Origin of the sequence: Sphaerochaeta pleomorpha str. Grapes (assembly GCF_000236685.1) — a bacterium.
Classification (GTDB): Bacteria; Spirochaetota; Spirochaetia; order Sphaerochaetales; family Sphaerochaetaceae; genus Sphaerochaeta; species Sphaerochaeta pleomorpha.
On sequence record NC_016633.1, the window covers coordinates 2,544,257 to 2,565,022 of the forward strand.

General features: G+C 46.1%; 20 protein-coding genes. 12 read left to right on the forward strand and 8 right to left on the reverse strand.

All coding sequences use genetic code 11. The features are described from left to right. Window positions 1–42: 42 nt before the first annotated feature. Window positions 43–1,410, reverse strand: coding sequence for an MFS transporter (locus SPIGRAPES_RS11570; protein ID WP_014270936.1), 1,368 nt, complete (start codon window positions 1,408–1,410; stop codon window positions 43–45). A gap of 117 nt (window positions 1,411–1,527) precedes the next feature. Between SPIGRAPES_RS11570 and SPIGRAPES_RS11575 the strand changes: the two genes are divergently transcribed. The 8 genes from SPIGRAPES_RS11575 to SPIGRAPES_RS11610 all read left to right on the forward strand — a co-directional run bounded on the left by SPIGRAPES_RS11575 (window position 1,528) and on the right by SPIGRAPES_RS11610 (window position 9,111). Then, complete coding sequence (locus SPIGRAPES_RS11575) at window positions 1,528–2,076, forward strand: cyclic nucleotide-binding domain-containing protein (protein ID WP_014270937.1); 549 nt, start codon at window positions 1,528–1,530, stop codon at window positions 2,074–2,076. A 155-nt stretch (window positions 2,077–2,231) separates the two neighbouring features. Further along, on the forward strand, window positions 2,232–4,061 hold the full coding sequence (locus SPIGRAPES_RS11580; RefSeq protein WP_014270938.1) for a phosphoenolpyruvate carboxykinase (GTP): 1,830 nt from the start codon (window positions 2,232–2,234) through the stop codon (window positions 4,059–4,061). 176 nt (window positions 4,062–4,237) lie between these two features. Next, window positions 4,238–5,191, forward strand: a complete 954-nt coding sequence (locus SPIGRAPES_RS11585) for a helix-turn-helix transcriptional regulator (protein WP_014270939.1) — start codon at window positions 4,238–4,240, stop codon at window positions 5,189–5,191. A gap of 90 nt (window positions 5,192–5,281) precedes the next feature. Next, entirely contained in the window at window positions 5,282–5,461 is a 180-nt protein-coding gene (locus SPIGRAPES_RS11590) for a hypothetical protein (protein WP_014270940.1), read from the forward strand. 4 nt (window positions 5,462–5,465) lie between these two features. After that, window positions 5,466–5,723 carry a hypothetical protein gene (locus tag SPIGRAPES_RS11595; protein WP_014270941.1) on the forward strand — a complete coding sequence of 86 codons (258 nt, stop codon included), beginning with the start codon at window positions 5,466–5,468 and terminating at the stop codon, window positions 5,721–5,723. 183 nt (window positions 5,724–5,906) lie between these two features. After that, window positions 5,907–7,196 (forward strand): uracil-xanthine permease family protein, encoded by a 1,290-nt coding sequence (locus SPIGRAPES_RS11600; RefSeq protein ID WP_014270942.1) that lies wholly within the window; start codon window positions 5,907–5,909, stop codon window positions 7,194–7,196. 300 nt (window positions 7,197–7,496) lie between these two features. Next, window positions 7,497–8,096: a class I SAM-dependent methyltransferase gene (locus SPIGRAPES_RS11605; protein WP_014270943.1), complete on the forward strand. Its 600-nt coding sequence runs from the start codon at window positions 7,497–7,499 to the stop codon at window positions 8,094–8,096. 127 nt (window positions 8,097–8,223) lie between these two features. Further along, window positions 8,224–9,111, forward strand: coding sequence for an HRDC domain-containing protein (locus SPIGRAPES_RS11610; protein ID WP_014270944.1), 888 nt, complete (start codon window positions 8,224–8,226; stop codon window positions 9,109–9,111). On the opposite strand, the gene SPIGRAPES_RS11615 is transcribed toward SPIGRAPES_RS11610, so the two are convergent. Next, the gene (locus tag SPIGRAPES_RS11615; protein WP_014270945.1) at window positions 9,098–10,012 is read right to left on the reverse strand and encodes a ketopantoate reductase family protein; all 915 of its coding nucleotides are present in this window, start codon (window positions 10,010–10,012) and stop codon (window positions 9,098–9,100) included. The genes SPIGRAPES_RS11610 and SPIGRAPES_RS11615 overlap by 14 nt on opposite strands. 4 nt (window positions 10,013–10,016) lie before the next feature. Further along, window positions 10,017–11,087, reverse strand: coding sequence for a M20/M25/M40 family metallo-hydrolase (locus SPIGRAPES_RS11620; protein ID WP_014270946.1), 1,071 nt, complete (start codon window positions 11,085–11,087; stop codon window positions 10,017–10,019). Window positions 11,088–11,161: 74 nt separating this feature from the next. On the opposite strand from SPIGRAPES_RS11620, the gene SPIGRAPES_RS11625 reads away from it, so the two are divergent. Next, complete coding sequence (locus SPIGRAPES_RS11625; protein ID WP_014270947.1) at window positions 11,162–12,154, forward strand: aldo/keto reductase; 993 nt, start codon at window positions 11,162–11,164, stop codon at window positions 12,152–12,154. Between the two features lie 112 nt (window positions 12,155–12,266). Then, entirely contained in the window at window positions 12,267–12,638 is a 372-nt protein-coding gene (locus SPIGRAPES_RS11630; protein WP_014270948.1) for an iron chaperone, read from the forward strand. Here SPIGRAPES_RS11630 and SPIGRAPES_RS16625 read toward each other — a convergent pair. Both SPIGRAPES_RS16625 and dctP read right to left on the reverse strand, forming a co-directional pair. Then, a complete protein-coding gene (locus tag SPIGRAPES_RS16625; RefSeq protein ID WP_014270949.1) occupies window positions 12,635–14,155 on the reverse strand; it encodes a sensor domain-containing diguanylate cyclase in 1,521 nt (506 codons plus the stop codon). The two genes, SPIGRAPES_RS11630 and SPIGRAPES_RS16625, sit on opposite strands and share 4 nt — an antisense overlap. A gap of 14 nt (window positions 14,156–14,169) precedes the next feature. Then, window positions 14,170–15,240 carry a TRAP transporter substrate-binding protein DctP gene (gene dctP, locus SPIGRAPES_RS11640; protein ID WP_014270950.1) on the reverse strand — a complete coding sequence of 357 codons (1,071 nt, stop codon included), beginning with the start codon at window positions 15,238–15,240 and terminating at the stop codon, window positions 14,170–14,172. A 379-nt stretch (window positions 15,241–15,619) separates the two neighbouring features. Between dctP and SPIGRAPES_RS16630 the strand changes: the two genes are divergently transcribed. Next, window positions 15,620–16,834 (forward strand): GGDEF domain-containing protein, encoded by a 1,215-nt coding sequence (locus tag SPIGRAPES_RS16630; protein WP_014270951.1) that lies wholly within the window; start codon window positions 15,620–15,622, stop codon window positions 16,832–16,834. A 15-nt stretch (window positions 16,835–16,849) separates the two neighbouring features. On the opposite strand, the gene SPIGRAPES_RS11650 is transcribed toward SPIGRAPES_RS16630, so the two are convergent. Both SPIGRAPES_RS11650 and SPIGRAPES_RS11655 read right to left on the reverse strand, forming a co-directional pair. Next, the gene (locus SPIGRAPES_RS11650) at window positions 16,850–17,740 is read right to left on the reverse strand and encodes a DMT family transporter (protein WP_014270952.1); all 891 of its coding nucleotides are present in this window, start codon (window positions 17,738–17,740) and stop codon (window positions 16,850–16,852) included. A 67-nt stretch (window positions 17,741–17,807) separates the two neighbouring features. Beyond that, on the reverse strand, window positions 17,808–19,193 hold the full coding sequence (locus tag SPIGRAPES_RS11655) for an alpha/beta hydrolase family protein (protein ID WP_014270953.1): 1,386 nt from the start codon (window positions 19,191–19,193) through the stop codon (window positions 17,808–17,810). Window positions 19,194–19,457: 264 nt separating this feature from the next. Between SPIGRAPES_RS11655 and SPIGRAPES_RS11660 the strand changes: the two genes are divergently transcribed. After that, entirely contained in the window at window positions 19,458–20,120 is a 663-nt protein-coding gene (locus tag SPIGRAPES_RS11660) for a DODA-type extradiol aromatic ring-opening family dioxygenase (protein WP_245535431.1), read from the forward strand. 143 nt (window positions 20,121–20,263) lie between these two features. Here the strand turns inward: SPIGRAPES_RS11660 and SPIGRAPES_RS11665 are convergent, their stop codons facing one another. Beyond that, complete coding sequence (locus SPIGRAPES_RS11665; RefSeq protein WP_014270955.1) at window positions 20,264–20,749, reverse strand: Crp/Fnr family transcriptional regulator; 486 nt, start codon at window positions 20,747–20,749, stop codon at window positions 20,264–20,266. Between the last annotated feature and the right edge of the window lie 17 nt (window positions 20,750–20,766).

The following is a 20,766-nucleotide window of genomic DNA, read 5'->3' on the forward strand; positions in this document are numbered from 1 at the left end:
TAGGAATGTCCATCATGACGATAGCCTCCCACCTCTTTTCTGTCAATCTGATAGCGGGACGGCAACTACACCCCGTTTATGCAATTCCACAACAATCTGGGCGTGCCGTTTCTCATTGAGAGGGTAAAAGGCTATGGGAATAATTCCCAGAATGCTTGAGAAAAATGGGATAAAAGCAGTGAGGGAATGTATGCCTGACAGAACCTGCTGGGATTGGGGTGCATTGGGAATGTACCCTAAAGCGGACAGTGAGGCGGCTATCATAACTGAGGTAACTGCTGCAGTGAGTTTTGCAAGGAAGGTTTGGCTTGAAAAAATAGTTCCCTCGGTCCTTTTCCCGGTTTGTAATTCCCCATACTCGATGGTGTCTGCAATCATGGCAGTCTGGATGACTTGCGGACTTGCCATCCCAAGGCTGCTGATGCAGTTGAATGCCAGCAAGAGGCCGAAGTTGTTCCATCCGACAAAATAAAATCCCAACGAGCCAAGGGCGTAGATTGCATAGTATCCTATGCAGGCAGCCTTTTTCCCAAAACGCCTGCAAAAGTAGGGAACAGTCGCGATACCGATGAGAATGAAAGGAATGTTTGCCCCTGCGAAAAGGGTGAACATCATTTCGTTGCCCAGATTGTATTTCGCATAGTAGATAAGCATTGAGAGTTTTGCTGTCTGGCCTATGCCTGTAAAAAACCCGCTGACAATTACCAGCATCAGGGGCTTGTTACTGGTGAATGTTTTGATAATATCCTTGAAAGACGCTTTTTCCTTGTTGCTTGGCTGGACCCGTTCTCTCACAAAGAAGAATGTCAGGGCAAAGCAGGCAACGGTAAGGATGCTGTAACAGAGGGCAGTCAACTGATAACCCCTTGCCGGGCTCTTTGGGGAAGAAAAGAGCTTGATAAGGGGCTGGGTGCACAAGGTGGCAATGGCAATGGCAATTGTCGCAATGAAACGTGGATAGACTACAACGCTGTTTCTCTCGTTTGTATCCTCGGTGATGGCACTGCTTAAGGCCCAGAAAGGAACATCGCTTGCGGTGTAGATCATACCAAAGCAAATATAGGTAACGGCAGCCCAGGCTATTTTCCCCGTCATTGACAAAGAGGGGGTGCTGAAGGAGGCGACAGCAAAGGGGACAAAGAGAATCGGGGTAAAGATAAGGTAGGGTCTGAATTTTCCCCAGCGGGTGCGTGTTTTATCGGCAAACATACCCATCATCGGATCGTTGATTGCATCCCAGAGCTTTGCCAATAGGAGGATTGTTCCTGCAACGGAGGGGAGTATCCCAAAGATATCCGTATAGAAAAAAAGCAAGAAGTTTGCCATGAGGCTGTAAATCATATTTTGGCCGAAACAACCAAAACCATAGGCAAGTTTCTCAGTTGTCTTGATAGGGTTTGTATTATTCATAATATAAGGAAAAGTGTATCACATTGGCTCCGGCTTGCAAGATGAAAGAACCGTATCTTGAATTATATGACTTCTGCGGAGTATAATTACGTACAAATACGGATAAGGAGGTTACCTATGCAGAAAAAAACAGATGCTGGAAACTTGATAGTCGAGGTAGTCAAGGATACGGTCATTTACGAGCAGGGTGCCCCCTGTTCTACTATGTTCCTGCTTCGAAGCGGTACTGTTGGGTTGTTTCTCAACTACAGGACACCCGAGCAATTTGAGCTGGTAGAGATTTCCCTTTCCGGTTCCAGCCTCGGAGAAATGGGATTGTTTACAAAAGAGCCCAGGAATGCAACAGCGGTTGCCATGACCGATTGTGTGTTGGTAGAGATTTCCAAGGAAAAGTTCCCGGCCTTTATTGAAGCCCATCCCCAAGAGACCCAACAGATTATCCTTGATTTGAGCCAACGATTCAAAATGGCAGTAGAGGAAGTCAAGAATGAGCAGCTTATCATACAGGAGTGCTTCGAGGCACTCAAAGAGGCCCAGCTTACCAAGAAAGACACCTTAAAGGAGAGGATAAAAAGGATTTCTGATTTCCTTCTGGATATCCCCAAGGATGTTCCTCCCGATTTGTATCTGAGTTTCAATTCCCGGTTTCATGGTTCCATGTTATAGAGTTTCTATTATACGAAGTTAATTTCAGGTTTCTTTTCCCCCTGTATACAATTTCTATTGATAAACAATTCAAAAAATTGTAAATTCAGTAAACAATTCTAAACTTTGTTTAGAGTTGCGTTAAGAAAATGAAATACTAATTGAAGGAGTAGTCCATGAACGTAAATGAAATCAAGCATGATGGGCTAAAAAAATGGCTTGCGGATTTTATATCCCTTACCACCCCCGATGCAGTTATCGTAGCAGACGGTAGTTCAGCCCAATATGATGAACTTATCGATGCTCAGGTCGCAAGCGGTCTTGCTACAAGACTTAACCCCGAAAAAAAACCAGGTAGTGTTCTGTATCTCTCAGATCCTTCCGACGTAGCCCGTGTTGAAAAACGTACCTACATCTCTTCTATCACCGAAGAGGCAGCAGGCCCTACCAACAACTGGATGGATCCCGCTGTTTTGAAGAAGGAAATGACTGAACTGTATCGTGGATGCATGAAAGGCCGCACGATGTACGTGATTCCTTTCTCCATGGGTCCCATTGGCTCTCCTATTTCCAAAATCGGCGTTGAACTCACTGACAGTGCCTATGTTGTCTGCAATATGATGATCATGACCCGTGTAGGTGAAAAAGTTCTCGAGCAGCTTGGTACCGACGGATATTTTGTTCCTTGTTACCACTCTGTCGGCAAACCCCTCGCTGAAGGTGAGTCTGACAATGGCATCTGGCCTTGTGCCCCGATGGACAAGAAGTATATCTCACACTTCCCTGAGACCCGTGAGATCTGGTCCTATGGTTCAGGCTACGGCGGGAACGCTTTGCTTGGCAAGAAGTGTCTTGCCCTTCGCATCGCTTCTGTCCTCGCCCGTGATGAAGGCTGGCTCGCAGAGCACATGTTGATCCTCAAGATTACCAGCCCTGAAGGAAAGAGCCGTTTTGTAACCGGTGCATTCCCCTCAGCCTGCGGAAAGACCAACCTCGCTATGTTGGTTCCGACCATTCCCGGCTGGAAAGTCGAGACTGTCGGTGACGACATTGCCTGGATGAAATACGGTTCTGACGGACAGCTCTATGCTATCAACCCAGAAGCCGGTTTCTTCGGTGTAGCCCCTGGTACCTCTGACGAATCCAACCACAATGCACTCGTTGCAGCTTCTTCCAATACCATCTTCACCAACGTCGCCTTGACCGAGGACAATGATGTATGGTGGGAAGGGATCGGCTACGATGCTCCTGGCAAGTTGATCGACTGGAACGGTAACGAATGGATACAGAACAAGGCTGACAAGAGCCAGAAACCTGCTGCCCACCCGAATGCCCGTTTTACAGCACCTGCAAAACAATGCCCGAGCATTGCCTCCGAATGGGAAGACCCAAGGGGTGTTCCTATCAGTGCAATCCTCTTTGGCGGACGCCGCCCGAAGACCATTCCTTTGGTACACAGAAGCCATGACTGGAACCACGGTGTCTTCCTTGGTTCAATCGTCGGTTCCGAAGTTACCGCAGCTGCCCTCGACGTCAAGGCCGGAACCATCCGCCGCGACCCGTTTGCCATGCTGCCGTTCTGCGGATACAACATGGGCGATTACTTCCAGCATTGGTTGGATGTAGGCCATGCTGCCCCTGACCAGGACAAGCTTCCCAAGATTTTCTACGTCAACTGGTTCCGCAAAACTGCCGAAGGCAAGTGGTTGTGGCCTGGTTACGGCGAGAACAGCCGTGTCCTCAAGTGGGTATTCGAGAGCTGCGAAGGCACTGCAAAGTCTGTTGATACCCCCATTGGTATCATGCCGACCATCGATGCCATTGATCGCCCTGAAGGGGTAACCGAAGAAGATATGAAAGAGCTTTTGGCTGTTGATATCGACGGTTGGCTCAATGAAGTCGCAGATATCCGTGCGAACCACTACCCGAAGTTTGGCAAGCACCTCCCCGGCGAGCTTGCAACCTTCCTTGACACCCTTGAGTCAAACCTCAAAGCTGCCAAGTAACTGTTTCGCTTTCCTTTGATTTAGCTAATCAAGACGGTCTTTCCTGAGGGAGAGGCCGTCTTTTACATGAGGGCCATCTCCTTCTGTTGGTTTTCTCTGGATTGTTTTCAGAAATTCACCCTTTCAATATTTTTTTTTTTGATGTTCTCAGCTATAATGCGTTTTATACTCTTGCTATGAGCAAAATCGAACGAGTCTTTTACATCAACAAAAAAATCCTTGAAGAAGGAAAAGTAACGACCCAGCAGGTAGCAGAAAAATATGAGATTTCCACCCGGCAGGTAATGAGGGATTTCGATTACCTGCGTGATAATTTGAAAGCACCCATCGCCTATGACCATAATCAGAAAGGGTATATCTATACCGAGCATTTTTCCCTGCTTTCCAACACAAACGAACGTATGCTGGTGCTCAATGCAATATTTAGGAGTCTGGCAGAGTCCCAAGGGGTCATGTCAGTCGTTACCGAGATGATAACCCAGGGCATTGATAGTGGGGTAGACCAGGATTACAAGGCCCTTACCGATAAAATTGTTTTCATTACCCCCATCCAGGATTGGCCTGACTATTCGATTTTCAACAAAGTATGTTCCGCAATGAAAAGCAGCGAACGCATGACCATGCATTACCACAATGGACAGGGAGAAGCTACCGTACGGCATATCGAACCCTTGCGGTTGGTCAACTATAGTGGTCGATGGTATTTGCTTGCCTTTGATTTGAAGCACCGCGAGTTGAGAATTTTCCACCTTTCGAGGATTGAGGATATCAATGCCATCGTCGGGGATTTTTTTCATTCCTCCTTCACCGAGGATCAGCTCAATACCTTTATTCATGGTGGATACGGAATTTTTATGGGGAGTGAGAGTATCAACGTTACCTTCCGGATCTTCGGGAGTGCCGTACATACTGTCGCTACCCAGACCTGGCATAAAGAGCAGAAAGTCAAACACCTGCAGGTAGAGGGGAAAGAAGTTCTGGAAGTAACCCTCCCTGTTGCGAATATGCAGGAAATCTTGTCGAAAGTGCTTTCCTTTGGTTCTGCTGCAAGGCCTGTATCGCCTCCCTCCTTTGTTGATGCATGGAAAGCGACAGTGCTCAAGATGCAGAGTCTGGCAGAAGAACTGTAAAAATTGGGAAAATAGCATTTTTTTATTGTCTATGACATTCTATGTCATACCTAAAGGATTATCCTTTGACCATACAGCAAAGGAGAATCTATGAGCCTACAATCAAACAATTCTACCGGTTTTTCTACCAAGGAGCAGGAACAGTATCCCCACTGGCTTGATACTCTGACCAATTCGGGATTAGATCTGGTTGCCTTGGTAATCCTTGCTACGGTTTTTTCACCGGTTCTTGTTGTGTTCGGAGCTTTTTCTCCTATTTTTCGGAGGTAGCACGATGGGAAAAAAGGAATTGGAAAAAACGCGTCCCGGAAGAAAACTGGGAGCAGAGAAACGTCGTTTGGCACGGACCTATCTTCGTGAGTTCTATGAAACAGAATCGTTTTTGCAGATACCGCAGAAATATCGACTTGCTATCCTGGAACTTTGCCCGGTCAAAGAAAGCCACACAACACTATTGCATGCAGAAGTCAATTGCTGGGAAAATCCAGCAAGGCCCAATCGTGAAAAACAGAATTCACTGCTCTTAGCCTAATTCAGAGGGGATAAAATTGATGTTTAGCAAAATTATTGAATATTTATGCAATGACACTCTTCCCCTCCTGTAAGGTTTCTGGGTAGGATGGAGAGACTTCCTAGAAAGTCTACATCTTACCCCCAGTCTGCACGTAATTTTTTTGTGCGGTTCTTTTTTTGTGCAGGCCGAAGGAGCTATTCTATGGGCAATAAGCCATCATCCAAAAAGTTGTATGGACCAGCGGATAAACCGCCACTTGGTCAGTGGATACCTTTGAGTATCCAGCATGTGTTTGCAATGTTCGGTGCAACGATTCTGGTTCCGATTCTTACCGGCCTTAGCCCTAGTACGGCCCTCTTTACCGCAGGAACAGGTACTTTACTGTATATCCTTATTACCCAGGCAAAAGTCCCGGCGTTCCTGGGATCTTCCTTTGCCTTTATCCCGGCCTTGATAGGCGTTTCCAGCGTGTATGGCCTTCCCTATGCAATGGGCGGTGCTTTTGCCAGTGGTGTTTTCTACTGCATCGTAGCTTGGATTATCAAAAAATCCGGTTACAACTGGTTGGGAAAAGTACTTCCCCCTGTGGTCATCGGCTCAGTCATTGTGGTAATCGGGTTGAATCTGGCTCCCACTGCGATGGGTATGGCAATGAATGATTCCAATGGTAATTACAGCCTGTTCTGCCTGATGATTGCGGTTGTCACCTTGGCTGTCACCATAATAGCCAATATCTTCTCGAAAGGATTTTTCAGTATTATCCCGCTGCTTATCGGATTGTTCTCCGGTTATCTCTTTGCTTTGGTGATGGGTATGGCATTCCCTGCCTATGCACTCATTGATTTCCAAGGGGTCAAAGAGGCACTCTGGTTCGGACTCCCCACCTTTGCCTTCCCGAAATTCAATATTGTACCAATGCTGACCTTTATCATTGTTTCCCTGGCGACTATCTGCGAGCACCTTGGAGATACTTTGACAATTTCAAAAGTCGTCGGAAAGAATTTCTATGAGGAACCAGGCTTGCACAGGACGCTTGCCGGTGACGGTATCGCAACCCTTTGGGCTTCATTCTGGGGTGGCCCACCCAATACCACCTATGGTGAAAACATTGGTGTATTGGCCCTTACCCGGGTCTATAGTGTCTGGGTCACCGGTGGAGCTGCCGTGTTCGCCGTTTTCCTTTCTTTCTTCCCCAAATTCGGTGCTTTGATCCAGACCATTCCAGGACCTGTCCTTGGAGGCATTTCCATGTTGCTGTTCGGGACTATTGCCTCGAGCGGTCTTCGTACCCTTGTAGATAGTGGCGTTGACTACGAGGACAAGAGAAACCTTACCATAAGTAGTGTTATCCTTGTCATCGGTATCGGTGGTGGGGTCATTACCTTTGCAATGGGTGATAGCATGCAGTTCTCCCTTGGTGGTGTTGCCCTTGCAACGCTGGTAGGTATTCTGCTCAATCTGGTTCTTCCTGTCGAAGAAGCAACAAACTAGCAAACGTTCTGATTTCTTACTGGTAAGCTTAAAAATAGCAACTAAAGGCCCCTTTTTAGGGGCCTTTAGCTTGTCTGACTAGAGAAATTCAATCCATTTTACGGGTTTGGAACCATTCACCTACCTGTATATCCTAAAATCACCAATCTGATGAAAGAATTACTGCCTTTTTGGTTTCTATGGTATATTTTATATGCCCTTCGATTGTCCGGGGTTGAAACAGCGCTGTGCAAAGCTATAGATACTACATGGTAACTCCTCCAACAATCTGGGAATTAGCAATTGATAAGGATGTGATGGATGTCAATTTCTTGCAGTCTATACCGGCTTACTATCGACCCTATCCTCAAATCCCTGCGAAAAGAAGTAGCCGCTCTTCTGAGTGAAAACTGCACTGTTATTGAACTGGGGTCAGGTACTGGTGCACAAGCTTGTGCCTTGGCTGACCGGTGCAGCAGATATCTGGGCATAGATTTGAATCCTGGATCTGTTGCATGCGCCCAGGCAAGATGTAAGGAAAAAGGGTTCGAGCAATGCGAATTCAAGGTAGTCGATGGGAGCTCTTTACCTTTTCTCAAGGATAAGGAATTTGATGTAGGTACTTGCACCCTTGCCTTGCACGAAATGCAGGCAGACATGCGCCTGATGGTTCTCAAAGAGTTGCAGAGGGTGTCCAAAAAGCTCATTGTTATTGACTATGCTTCTCCTCTCCCGCATTCTTTTGCGGGAAAAGGAGCCTGGTTCATTGAAAAACTGGCAGGTGGCGACCATTACGCCGGATTTATGGAGTATCAACACCTTGGCGGTGTGCTTCCCCTGCTCAAAATAGCAGGATGTAGCATACTTTCACAGCAAAAATCCCTCTGGGGAATTGTTTCAATTGTAATCAGCCAGGACTGAGGGGTTATTCCCTTTATCAGGCTGGAGCGCTTATTGCAGAATACATCCCCCGCAGATCCATGGAATGGCTCATTTACTACACGGGCCTTCTGTTTGCAAACAGAGTGAATTCTGCTACGATGACAACATGTACACCTATTTGGTAATTGAATCGGATTTGCAACTTGATGAAATGGTTGCGCAATGGAAGGCACAGGGGACCAACGTCCTTGCCATGGACTTTGAAGGAGAATTCAACCTTCATATATATGGGGAACATCTTTGCCTTATCCAACTGTATGACGGTACTTCATTTTACCTCATTGACCCATTTAAAGTTCAGCCCTCTTCTCTGAAGGCGTTTCTACAAGATGCAGAGATAGAGAAAATTATGTTTGACTGTGCCAGTGACTCTGCCCTAGTCCGTAAGGAATTCGGGATCCTTATGCAAAACATCTACGATATCAGGGTTCCTGCCCTTGCCTTGGGCTATACGGGAAATCTTTCAGGGTTGGTGAGCCTCTACCTTGGAGAACAAGAAGAAAAGACAAACGGGAGCAAAAAGAAAAACCAGATGACAAACTGGTTGGCAAGGCCTCTGAAGAATGATCAGGTCCAATATGCTTTATCGGATGTAGCCCATTTGTTTTCCCTCAAGGATATTCTCCAGGCGAAAATTGCCGAGAAAGGTCTTTCTGCCCAGGTCAATGCAACCATGCTGAATATTGCCAAGCCGAAAGGCCCGGACAAACCGGGGTGGACCAAATTTGCCTGTTGGAAATTTCTCAACCGGGAAGAGAAAGCTTATCTCAAGCATTTCTTCATTGCCCGAGATACGTTGGCGAAAAAATATAATGTCCCTGCAGTAAGAATCCTCGATAAACATGTCCTGGTAGATATGGCCAAGAACCTACCTGCCGACGCCAATTCCTTTCACTCTTTTTGTTATCGGTGCGGTATGCACTGTGAACAGGAATTGGTCGAATTGCTTCTTGTGGGGAAATCTGCGGCCCTTGCAGAGATCAAAGGTGCCTGAACCGGGCTTGTTCGCAGCCTTCTACCAATAGGGAGAGGGTTTCACAGACAGGGGTAGGGATGTTGTGTCTCTGCCCTAGGTCTACTACCGTACCGCAGAACCATTGGTTTTCTGTTTTTCTCCCGGCTTCCATATCCTGGAACATCGAGGTTTTTCCTTCTGTTCCAAGGGAAGTGATCGTCTTGTAGTTAGCCTCGATCATTGCATCGGTAAGGATGATTCCCTCGGCCTTTGCTACCGCTTGTACTTCCTTGCTGGCTTTCCAGGCCAAGGTTCTCAGGCTTTCTGCCTTGAAATCGCCATAGGTGGCCAAACAGATTGAGGAAAGCGTATTGAAAGCAGTGTTGAGCATGAATTTTTTCCAGAGTTCAAGACGTATATCCTCAGGTACCAGATACTTGATATGTGATTGTTCAAACAGATTGACAATCGATCGGATACGTTCGCTTTTGCTGTTATCTTTTTCTCCAAAGACAATCTTGCCTTCCTCGGTAAAGTCTATGTGGTTCCTCTCGTGCCTTGAACTGAGACCTACGGCAAAGGCATAGAGAACAGGTTTTGGCCCATAAGCATGTTCGAGCAAGGTTTCGCTTTCGGTACCATTCAAAAGACTCATGATAGCTGTGTCTTTTCCGACTGCGTTTTCAATAGCCTTGATGGCCTCTTTCAATTGGTGGTTCTTGGTAGCGATAATGACAAGGTCGGTCGGCTTTGCTTGGCCAGGGGTTACTATCGGGAAGAAAACCTGCTCCCCGTTGAGAAAGAATCCTTCTTGCTCATAGCGCTTTTTCCGTTCACCCTCTGCAAGGACTTGTATCTGATCCATTCCCAAGCCCTGGGCAAGACGCCATCCGTATAAAGCTCCAACCGCTCCCGTTCCGATAAGTGTTACTGTTTTCATGTCCTCACCTTGTTGCTAATGCAAAGACAAGCTTTTCAAGCCTGTCTATCTGTTCAATGGAAATTTCCTCATGTACCGTATGGGCGTGCTCATAGCCACAACAACAGACAACGGTGGTCAGTCCCTTCGTGTTGAAGACATTGGCATCGCTGCCACCGAGAGTTGGCTGTTCATGGTAGGGTAGAGCCAGTGCTTCGCAGGTTTCCCTCAAATAGCGGAAAGCCGGACATGCGGTATCGAGTGTATAGCTGCCGTACATGTGGTCAACGGTGATTTCTACTGTACCTCCCCGTTTTCTGGCTGCTTCTTGTAGGCAGGAAACCATATGACCTGTCTGCTTTTCAAGCTTTTGCTTGTCTAAACTTCGTGATTCAAAAGTCAGAATAGCTTTGGGGTTGACTATATTGTTGTTCCCGGGGGCCAGAAACGAGCCTACGTTGGCCGTCGTTTCCTCGTCGATTTTAAGCAGTTGCATGGAAGCGATTGCCTCAGATCCCATTTGGATTGCACTGATGCCCGTCTCGGGGGAAAAACCAGCATGGGAGGCTCTGCCGTGAAAAGTTGCCTCGATTCGGTCGTAGCCTGGAGCTGCGGTGATGCAGGTTCCTACGGGGCCGGAAGCATCAAAGGTGTAGCCATAGGAAACGGAAGCCAGTTTTTCCCTAGCAACCAGAGAAGCTCCCTGAAGCCCGATTTCTTCACTGGTAGTGAAGAGAATCATGAGGCTGTGGTGTTCGACCTTTTGGGTAATCAATCTCTCCAGGACAGAAAGAATGGCGGCAAGGGCAGCTTTATCGTCTGCTCCCAAAGCTGTTGTGTGGTCAGTTTTGATTATTCCGTTTTCGATTACAACCTTTGCATTCTCGGCCGGGGGGACTGTATCCATGTGGGCATTGAACAGGATTGTCTCTTTCTGGCCTTTTACAAAGGCAAACAGGTTTCCTGCCTCGTCCTTTTCCGTTTCGATGCCAAGCCTCTGCAGACGCCTTGCGAGGTCTTCTCCGATTGTTTTCTCGTTTCTCGAGACAGAATTGATAGCTACCAAATCAAGGAATGTGTTCACTGTAGAATTCATTGTAGGAGTATAGCATGAAGAAACCCTGACGGAAAAGCTTTGAAGTTGTACTCTTATCGTTGTATTATCACTGTATGAGCTATACACCAGAAAATAACAGATATGAAGAGATGAAGTACCGGTATGCTGGACATAGCGGTTTGCAGTTGCCTGAGCTCTCCCTGGGGCTTTGGCATAATTTCGGAACGGATGCTGATGATAAAGTGACGTCTGACATAATCTGCAAAGCCTTTGACAAGGGTATTACCCATTTTGACCTTGCAAACAATTATGGTCCTGAACCGGGAAGTGCAGAAAAAAGATTCGGGAAAATAGTGAAACACCTGCTTTCTTCCTATCGGGACGAGATGCTGGTCTCTACCAAAGCCGGCTATCTGATGTGGCCGGGTCCTTATGGTGATTTTGGTTCGCGCAAATATATTATTTCCAGTTGCGACCAGAGTTTGAAACGTTTGGGCCTTGATTATGTGGATATTTTCTACCATCACCGACCCGACCCAAAGACTCCCCTTGAGGAGACAATGGGAGCCTTGGCCCAGTTGGTAAGGCAGGGAAAAGCTTTATATGTGGGGATCAGCAACTACCATGCAGCGGATGCACTCAGGGCAAAAAAAATCCTTGATGAACTTGGTTGCCCCTGTATCCTTAACCAGGTTCGGTATTCGATACTCGACCGGTGGACAGAGGATGACCACCTGCTCGATGCAATGGATAACCAGATTGGCATGATTTGCTTTTCCCCGCTTGCCCAGGGTCTCTTGACCAGCCGGTATCTCGATGGCACGATTCCCTCTGGATCCCGCGCCAGCCAGAACCGTTTTCTCAAATCGGACAAGATTACCCCTGAAATGGTCGTGATGTTGAACCAACTGAACGCTATTGCCAGAAAACGGGGGCAGACTCTTTCGGAGATGGCCATATCTTGGTTGCTCAAGGATGCAAGGGTTACCTCAGTCTTGATCGGGGCGAGCTCAGTCGCACAGCTTGAAGATAATTTGCAGGCTGTGGGCAATTCCCGTCCGTTTACCAAAGACGAGCTGGCAGAGATCGATAGATTGACAAAATAAAGCAGTCCTGTAGGGAGAGAAGGGATATTGGCTGGAGAGTCGGTATCCCTTTCCTGTTCCTACCAAGATTACTTTGGCAGGCAATCAAACAGCGATTAGTAAAGGAGGGAACATGGAAAGATTCGATACCAGGGTGGATGCGTACATCTCTACATTCCCTCCGGCTGTACAATTACTGTTACTGCAATTGCGTGCAATAATCCACGAAGAGGCTCCCGATGTTGTGGAGACCATCAGTTGGGGCATGCCGACCTTCAAATATAAAGGAACGCTTGTATTTTTTGCTGGCTTTAAGAAGCATATCGGATTCTATCCGCTTCCTAGCGGCATAGAGGCTTTCGCGCATGAGCTTGCGGGATATCATACTTCAAAGGGGACCATTCAGTTTCCCCTGGGTGCAAAACTCCCCGAGGATCTCATACGGAAACTATTGCGGTATAGGATTGCCGAGAATGAGGAAAAAGCCAAGGAAAGCAGGCACTAACCAAGGATTACTCTGTTTCGTCCGGAACCCTTGGCCTCGTAGAGTGCGGTATCGGCACGGGAAATCAAATCTGAACTTAATTCACCCTCCCGGTACTGGGCAATCCCTATGCTTATCGTGCTCATTATATCGGGTGAGAACGGATTATCCCTGATATGAACCAATAGGTCTTTTGCGATGTCCAAAGCTTGCTGTGCACTATGGGAAGGAAGCAAAACCAGAAGTTCATCTCCCCCCCACCTGGAGAGCGTCCCAAGGGGTCCCAGGCTTTGCTGCAGTACCCTGACAATATGAATTAACACCTCATCACCCGTCTGGTGACCAAAATTGTCATTTACCAACTTAAAATGGTCAATATCAATAATCATGATACAGCAAAAGGTAGGCTCTTTGCTTCGGTTGTCAATTTGCTCAGCTAGCAAGGAATTGATTTTTCTCCGGTTTATCAAACCGGTAAGGCTATCCAGGGTACTTAGTTTCTCCAGTTCCGCTGTCCGGCTTTTAACTTTTTCAGAAAGCTCATCCATCATGACCTGCTGTACCTGTTCCTGTTCGATTACCTGCTTTCCCAGGAGGGTGATGACCGTCAAAGAAATAATGATGAACAGGAAAAGAACGGACATGCTGATAACCAATGCATTGTCATATGAAGCCATTGCCTTGTCTATAAATGTTTCCATACCTAGGCTTAAGGGAAAATTTCCCAGTTTGACCGTGGTCAACAGGGAATTTTCGAAACGTACGGTTTTGATTCCGGCATTGATTGTTTGATCTTGGGTATTCAGTATGTTTGAATCGGAGAACGAAGGAATCAGGTGAATGTTTTCCTCTAGGTGTATTGTCTCTTTACCCAAGGCATCCTTTTGGTTCCAGGTTGCGATGGTCTTTCCTGCAGTATCGAAAAGGATGGCTCTTTCGAGTCCTGGGATTTCCGTTACGGAAAGTAGATCAAAAAACGAATGGGTTTCTATGAGAAGACCAACTATTGCAACAAGGTCTCCACTCTGGTCAAAGAGACTCCGGCTTAGGACAAGATGCCAGGCTTTATTGTCAATGAAGGAAAACAGGGAGAACGAGATGTCTTGCCTCGTATGGGTCGTTATCATTCTTTGCTGGTTTTCAAGCAGGTTTTCTGTAATTATGTGGAAGCTTGAATAGATTTTTGAACCATCAGGGGAGAGGATGCACAGCCCCTCAAGGTCATCTTGCAAATACAATTGGGATTTTACCAGGGAAATAAGTCTCTCGCGGTCTGTCTCATTATCCAGATCCATGGAGCGGGCGCTTTGGTTAATCATGGAAAGAACCAATTCCAGGGAATTCAACTTACCCGCAATTTTCTCCGAGAGGAGACTGGTCTGGAGCTGGGAGCGGTTTTCAAGGTCTACAAGCTCCCCTTTGCGTTGGTTGAGCAAGACAAATACAACCGAAATAGCCAAAATGAGACAGAGAATAGTAGGGATTAGAAAGAAGCGTATATATTGTTTGTTTTTAATGGTCATAAGGTATTTATTCATGGTGCCTTTCTGATCTAGAGAGTCTCTTGTTCAAGAAAGAATTGCTTGAGGAGGGCATATGTTTCAGTAGGAATACCCAGTTTGGTGGCAGTTTCCTTCTCTGTCAATAATAATCGGTCCCTTGTTTCCTGTATTTCTTTTTCTGGGGGAACCTTGATTGCAATATTCTTTGCACGGATTTTTTCTTTTGCAATTGCCTGGGCGTACTTGGCATCAAACCGTTCCTGATCGACAATTGAATCCCAGGTAGTAAGAAGTGTTTGCTGTACCTCTTTGGGTAAACGAGACCAAAAAGGCGCCGAGATAATTGGGACATACTGGGCAAAATACTGGTTGTCTTCATATACCTGTTTTATCCCGTATTCCCATAGACGGGCACTTGCAACCGATTCGTAGGAAGTGAGGATACCGTCAACCTTTGAGCGGGAAAGCGCAAGAGGTAAATCTGTCCAGGCGATTGATACTGCTTTTGCCCCAAGGGTTTCCAGCCTGAAAACATTCCCTTTTCCCCCGGCAACCCTGATGAGCTTTCCTATATAGTCTTTCTGGTTGCGTATTGGCTTTTCAGTGCTAAATACCTGGATGTAGCCGAGGTCAATCCATCTTCCGAGGATTTTTACGTCCATCGAGTTCTCAATTGCGGTAATGATCTTTTCTCCCAAGGGACTTTGCATAAGGTTGTAGGTGGTTATAGCTTTTTTCCCATAGAGCGAAGGGAGCAGAAACAAACCGACCTCTGGGATATAGCGGTCAAACTGCCAGGTTCCCGGGACTGCTATCTCGACTTTTCCCTGGCTGAGTGCTCCGAATATATCTGAGTCTTTGAAGAGTGAAGCTGCAGGAAAGAACTGGATCTCATATGTTCCTGCAAGGTTTTGCTGCAAAGCCTTTGCAAATTTTTCAACAGCCTGGGTCTGTACATGGGATGCTGTGTTTTCTACCGAAATCCTAATAATTGGTAATTCTGCAGAAAAGAGGCTTGTTAGGGGTAGCAAAAGACATGTCGCTACAAGAAAGCTGTATTTGAAGAGAGTCTTTCGAATATGGGGGGAACTAGACTTTTGAGAACAGCTACTTTTAAGCATGACAAAACTATACCATAGGTGTTATAGATTTTCCTAGGTCAAATAGTTTTCCCTAGCAATTAATTGCTTCTCCGTTTGGCCTTGAGTAACTGTAATCTTTGATAATTCGCTTAAAACAGAGTGGTTCGTGTAGTGAAATCCTTCTTGCTTTTTTGTAGTATGCAATAGCTTTCTTTTTGATTTAAAATGCAGAAGCGCATAGTTTGCAGGGATATATACAGGGAAATGCGTGCCTGGTTTTTCAAATCCTCCCCCTCTATTTTCGCCTATAATAGATAGGCAACCATTTCTGATACTGCCTATTTCTTTCTGGACAATACAAATTTGCCACCGTATAGTAATTTAAAGACCCTTTGCATGCATACCATGAGGAGAATTGATGAAAAGTGAAAGAACTATAGCAAAAAGGGTTATTCCTTGGCTGAAACTACAGCTCGGATTGATACCTGTTGATAAAAGGGTCCTGATTACCATCAATGATTCCAATTTCAACAGGTTGCCTGTCATTACCCTTATGGGAAGCCTGATAACGTTCTCCCATGTCTTGTTATTCCATTTTTTTACAGAAACCGCATCAGCTGGGGAGGAGTACTGGAGAAGGGGAATTGAAATGACCCATATCACCTTGACTTCGATCATGCTCGTAATAGCCCTACTCAGTTGGTTGCAGAAAAAGAGAAGAACCGGTGAGCGAACTATCTATGAAATGGTTCTCCAATTCATTGTAATTGGGGCGACCTTTATCGGATGTATTTACCTGGTGACGTTGGATCAGATTGTGACGGCAAGTATAACCCCCTTTCTGGTTGCCTGCATCATCATTTCGCTTATGTTCCAGTTGCGGCCTATCCTGGCAATTGCCATTTTTTCGTTTGGCTATTTACTTTTTTCCTCACTGATAGGAATTTACCAACTAAATCCTTCAGTGGTCCTTTCTAATCGGGTCAACGCGCTAACGGCAGTCGGTATTGGAAGTCTGCTTTCCTTTATGGTTTGGAAGAATGCCGTGAGAAACAATACCCAAATGAACTATATTTTCCAGCAACAGGAAGAGCTCGGGCGAATCAACAAGAGACTGGCAATTCTTGCTTCCTCCGATGGCCTGACAGGATTGCAGAACAGACGGATGCTCGATAATCGTCTGGGTGAGGTGCTTTTATCGTGTGCGGAATCAAAAACCCCTTTTTCCATCGTTATTTTTGATTTGGATAGATTCAAGGAATATAACGATCTCTACGGCCATGTCCAGGGTGATGATTGTCTTAAAATGGTGGCCTCGATGCTATTGGGATCGATGAACTTCGATGCAGATACCGTATTTCGGTATGGTGGGGAAGAGTTTGTCCTATTGCTTCCAAACTATAACGCAGCAGAGGCTTTCTATACTGCCGAGATGGTGAGAACCGGAATCGTTGACTTGCATATCGTCCATGCGGGAAACCCTTCGGTTCCGTTTGTCAGTGCAAGCTTTGGCGTCTTGACCCTTGATACTGTTACCGGATTTACCGATGCAGATATCCTTGGCCGGGTCGATTCCCTCCTCTATCAGGCAAAGAGTCAAGGTAGAAACTGTTCAGTACAGGGCATCGAATAACACAAAAAAGCAGCTTTACAGCAAGGTTTCGTTTGCCTCGGCAATTTTTTTATTTGGTTGCACCTCATTGTAGAGCGTGAATCCCAAAATGAGTAATCCTCCCATAACCTGGAAAGTGGTAATGCCTTCTTTCAGGATTAACACTGATGTCAGAATTGCGACCAGAGGGTCCGTATAGCTAAGGATGGCCACTTGTTGGCCGGAAACCTCCGTGAGGGAAGAAAAAAAGAGGCAATAGCAGATTGCCGTATGGAAGATTCCCAGAATAAGCAGGTTAGCCAATCCTGTCATGCCCAGTTGTCCCAGATGGAACCCCCTGCTTACGGCAATGTAGGGAATAAGTGTCATGATGGCAGAAAGGAACTGCATGAGGGTTCTGTCTATACCGCTGACATTTTTGATTCCTTTGTTAAGCAGTATTACCGTTGCATAGAGCACTGCGGCTCCAAGGCCCAGTCCTGCTCCGAGCAGATGATTGGCGGACGCCTCAGTCCCCTTTGTCCCGAGTATGAGGATGAGTCCCGCAGTCGACATGAAAAAACAGAAAACCTGTTTTTTGGTAAGCCTTTCTTTGAAGAGAAACGTTGAAACAATCATGACAATGACCGGTGCAAAGTAATAGGCAAGGGTAGCTATTGCAATAGTAGTGTGCCGGTAAGCCTCAAAGAGAAAAATCCAGTTGAATCCCATGGCACAGCCGGAGAGTAACAGAAGGAGACTGTCTTTTTTTGCCTTGGCAAGATTAAGGCGATTTCCCCTGAAAGACTGGTAGAGGAAAATGGAAACGGCAGCGATGACAGCACGGTACAAGGCTATCTCAGCAGAAGGGAGAGGAATGTTTTTTACAAATAGGGCAATGGTACCAAAAGCGGTCATGGCGATTAAAAGTCGGGTTTTTGCATGCATTATCTTGAATTTTCTCCGTAGGTTGTACTGTCTTGTCCGTAATGGCAAGGATTGGAAAGGGGATGGGTTATTCGAATTCGGTAATTTTCGAGACAGCTATATGGGTTCTGAACCAAGTTTGCAAATCCACTTCCTCTTGTTTTAGGTTTTGGTCGAAGAAGGTGAGTGCATAGCTTTGCTGGATCTCTGCGTTTTTTAAAGGATCCAGACTGCCGGTCGCTCCCAAAATTCTGGTTATCGGTAAGTACATGTACAACATGGAAAAATCCTGATGGTTGCCACCTTGGACCTGGTAGATGCTTGGTTTAACTGTTGTGTTTTCAAAGAGCTGCTTGAGAAATGCATTGTTTGGTCCTGTTTCCCATTGCTCACTTCTAAGAAAAGCATTGGGAATTTGCAGTCCTTTTTCCAAGATATTTGTATCGATTGGTTCAACCCACGCATCGAAACCCAGCACAGCCTTGATCCTAGAGTCGGTTATTGCAAAGCTGACAGCTCCTCCACCACCGGTGGAATGACCCATTGCCCCGATTCTTTGTTTGTCTATCCTGTCGGAAAAAAAAGGATTGGTTTCCATAAAATCGAGTACGGCACGATCATCGTTGGCGAACGTACTGACCAAGGCGTGGGAATAGACATCGAAGTTACTAACCGATGCTCTGTCAGGAAGCGCTTTTGGATCTACATATACCACTTCTCCGTTTTCGAAAACACTTACAGCGGCCCCATAGGTATGATTGATACTTACCGCTATGTAACCATGGCTTGCAAACATCTCGCCGAGATCGGAATGGAGGCTGGAAAAACCTGTCCATCCGTGAGAGATGATTACAAGAGGGTAGGTCTGTTCCTTGTTGCTTATCGGAAGTCCTTTATAACTATGGGATTTTACCAGCGCTGTGTGGTCGAGAAGGAAATCGGGAAGCTTGTACATCACAGGGATCCCTGAGGCAACTTTTCTGCCATCAACGAGCCACTTAGTCAGCTTTCCTCCCTTTTTTGTGTCTGCTGGGTACCAGACCTGGAATCTGATATGCCTGTCCAGATGGGGTTCTTGGCCATAGAGCTCTTTTCTTCCCGATTCTGTCAACTCATAGCTATCAGTTCCCACCGTGTAGGGTCCAGTGGGTTTTGGCATCGTGTTAACCGGGAATAGATACAGGGAAAGAAGGGTCCCCAGCAGACAGAGCAACGAGAGGGAAATAACGCTTATTTGTTTTTTCCTGCTTATCTTTTTCTTGCTAAATAGAAATATAAGCCAAAGGATTGGCAGGGCAAGGTAGACACAACCCATTTGGAGACGCAAACCTTCAACAACCCCATGGGCAAAAAAAACAATGCTGGAAAGAACGAGCAGGAAGGCCTGCCTCCTTTTGTTTTTCTTATTGAAGGCAAAGGATCCGATAACTGAACCAAATACCAGGGCGAGTAATGTGAATTCAATGGTTCTCATATTCTGTCATCCCTTGGAAGAAATAAAATGGTTGTCTTGGTTTACTATATTGGAATTTCGCTGACAATCCAAACCAAAGTAGCGGGTTTTTTCACTACTTATAGGGTATTCCCTGTAATTTTTAATAATGCTTTATCTTTTTCACATTACGAGAATCCCGATAGTCTTGCAAAAAGCCTGAAATATACAGTGGATTGATTTTTTTTTGCATCTGCTTGGTTTTAGGTATATTGTCAAGGTAGGTTGCATGAAAAGGAGAATGACATGAAACTCGATACACGAAAGGGCCAGGTCGTATATTTTTCCCATGGGGGAGGGCCTTTGCCTTTGCTTGGCGATAAAAGTCACCAAGCTATGGTTGCGTTTCTGAAAGATCTGCCTGCCCATTTGCACAGGCCAGAGGCAATCGTAGTAGTCAGTGCCCACTGGGAGGAAGCAGAAGCAACCGTTATCTCCAGCAAGAAAGCTCCCCTGCTCTATGATTATTACGGTTTTCCCAAGGAGGCTTACAACATTACGTATCCAGCCTTGGGAAATCCTGTTTTGGCAGAGAAGCTGGTTGTCTTACTCGAGCAGGCAGGCATTCATGCCCAGCTTGACCAAAAAAGAGGGTATGACCACGGGGTTTTTGTTCCCTTGAAACTGATGTATCCCCAAGCCGATATCCCGGTAATTCAGCTGTCTCTTCTCCATAGCCTGGATAGCAAACAACACCTTGTGTTAGGTAAAGCGCTTTCTCCCTTGCTCGAAGAAAACATCCTATGGATCGGTTCGGGCTTCTCTTTCCATAATATGCATGCATTCTCCTGGGAAGGTGGCCAGAAGAACGATAGCCAAAATGATGCATTCCAGAACTATCTTATCGATGCCTGCTCAGAAAAGCACACCCAATTTGAGCGGGAAGAATTGCTTTTGAACTGGGAGTAAGCACCGTTTGCCAGGTATTGCCATCCACGGGAAGAGCACCTTCTGCCCCTGCATGTTTGTCTTTCTTTGGCACAGAGTCCTGCAAGGGTTGTTTTCGACGATTATATACTGGGAAAACGAGCCTTGGGTTTCCTATGGCGTAACTAGAGCGAAGTTCCCTGCCTGGTGGTTACAAGGGCAAGCAGGTTGTCTGTTGCCCTGAGTCTCCTGCTTATTTCCCTGGCAAGGTTCAAGATAATCATGGTATAGGTCATGAGATGACCTTTTGAAAGCGTGTACAGGTCTTTGTTGCTCAGGGTAATTACCGTGGTGTCTGTAAGGCATACGACTGAGGCGGCGCAACTTTGGATGTCAATCAATTCCATCTCTCCAAATGAGTCGCCTGTATGGAGAACAGTAATCTCACGGTCATTTTTGTCATCTGAAAGGCAATGTTTTCGAATTGAAACAGATCCTTCCAAGATGAAGTAGACACTATTGTTTGGCTCCCCTTGCCGTAGGATGAGTGAACCTTTTGCATAGTGTTTTTCGTCAAGAAGTTTGTGGATAACCTCCAGCTCTTCCTCGGTTAAACCTCCAAACATACTGTGCTTCGAAAGAAATGCATTGGTAGCGGTACATTCAGTCATACTATATGGTACGGTAG

What these genes read in the sequence shown, in the direction of transcription:
- SPIGRAPES_RS11570 (WP_014270936.1), bottom strand. Translation starts at nt 1,410, where the DNA reads ATGAATAATACAAACCCTATCAAGACAACTGAGAAACTTGCCTATGGT.
- SPIGRAPES_RS11575 (WP_014270937.1), top strand. Translation starts at nt 1,528, where the DNA reads ATGCAGAAAAAAACAGATGCTGGAAACTTGATAGTCGAGGTAGTCAAG.
- SPIGRAPES_RS11580 (WP_014270938.1), top strand. Translation starts at nt 2,232, where the DNA reads ATGAACGTAAATGAAATCAAGCATGATGGGCTAAAAAAATGGCTTGCG.
- SPIGRAPES_RS11585 (WP_014270939.1), top strand. Translation starts at nt 4,238, where the DNA reads ATGAGCAAAATCGAACGAGTCTTTTACATCAACAAAAAAATCCTTGAA.
- SPIGRAPES_RS11590 (WP_014270940.1), top strand. Translation starts at nt 5,282, where the DNA reads ATGAGCCTACAATCAAACAATTCTACCGGTTTTTCTACCAAGGAGCAG.
- SPIGRAPES_RS11595 (WP_014270941.1), top strand. Translation starts at nt 5,466, where the DNA reads ATGGGAAAAAAGGAATTGGAAAAAACGCGTCCCGGAAGAAAACTGGGA.
- SPIGRAPES_RS11600 (WP_014270942.1), top strand. Translation starts at nt 5,907, where the DNA reads ATGGGCAATAAGCCATCATCCAAAAAGTTGTATGGACCAGCGGATAAA.
- SPIGRAPES_RS11605 (WP_014270943.1), top strand. Translation starts at nt 7,497, where the DNA reads ATGTCAATTTCTTGCAGTCTATACCGGCTTACTATCGACCCTATCCTC.
- SPIGRAPES_RS11610 (WP_014270944.1), top strand. Translation starts at nt 8,224, where the DNA reads ATGTACACCTATTTGGTAATTGAATCGGATTTGCAACTTGATGAAATG.
- SPIGRAPES_RS11615 (WP_014270945.1), bottom strand. Translation starts at nt 10,012, where the DNA reads ATGAAAACAGTAACACTTATCGGAACGGGAGCGGTTGGAGCTTTATAC.
- SPIGRAPES_RS11620 (WP_014270946.1), bottom strand. Translation starts at nt 11,087, where the DNA reads ATGAATTCTACAGTGAACACATTCCTTGATTTGGTAGCTATCAATTCT.
- SPIGRAPES_RS11625 (WP_014270947.1), top strand. Translation starts at nt 11,162, where the DNA reads ATGAGCTATACACCAGAAAATAACAGATATGAAGAGATGAAGTACCGG.
- SPIGRAPES_RS11630 (WP_014270948.1), top strand. Translation starts at nt 12,267, where the DNA reads ATGGAAAGATTCGATACCAGGGTGGATGCGTACATCTCTACATTCCCT.
- SPIGRAPES_RS16625 (WP_014270949.1), bottom strand. Translation starts at nt 14,155, where the DNA reads ATGAATAAATACCTTATGACCATTAAAAACAAACAATATATACGCTTC.
- dctP (WP_014270950.1), bottom strand. Translation starts at nt 15,240, where the DNA reads ATGCTTAAAAGTAGCTGTTCTCAAAAGTCTAGTTCCCCCCATATTCGA.
- SPIGRAPES_RS16630 (WP_014270951.1), top strand. Translation starts at nt 15,620, where the DNA reads ATGAAAAGTGAAAGAACTATAGCAAAAAGGGTTATTCCTTGGCTGAAA.
- SPIGRAPES_RS11650 (WP_014270952.1), bottom strand. Translation starts at nt 17,740, where the DNA reads ATGCATGCAAAAACCCGACTTTTAATCGCCATGACCGCTTTTGGTACC.
- SPIGRAPES_RS11655 (WP_014270953.1), bottom strand. Translation starts at nt 19,193, where the DNA reads ATGAGAACCATTGAATTCACATTACTCGCCCTGGTATTTGGTTCAGTT.
- SPIGRAPES_RS11660 (WP_245535431.1), top strand. Translation starts at nt 19,458, where the DNA reads ATGAAACTCGATACACGAAAGGGCCAGGTCGTATATTTTTCCCATGGG.
- SPIGRAPES_RS11665 (WP_014270955.1), bottom strand. Translation starts at nt 20,749, where the DNA reads ATGACTGAATGTACCGCTACCAATGCATTTCTTTCGAAGCACAGTATG.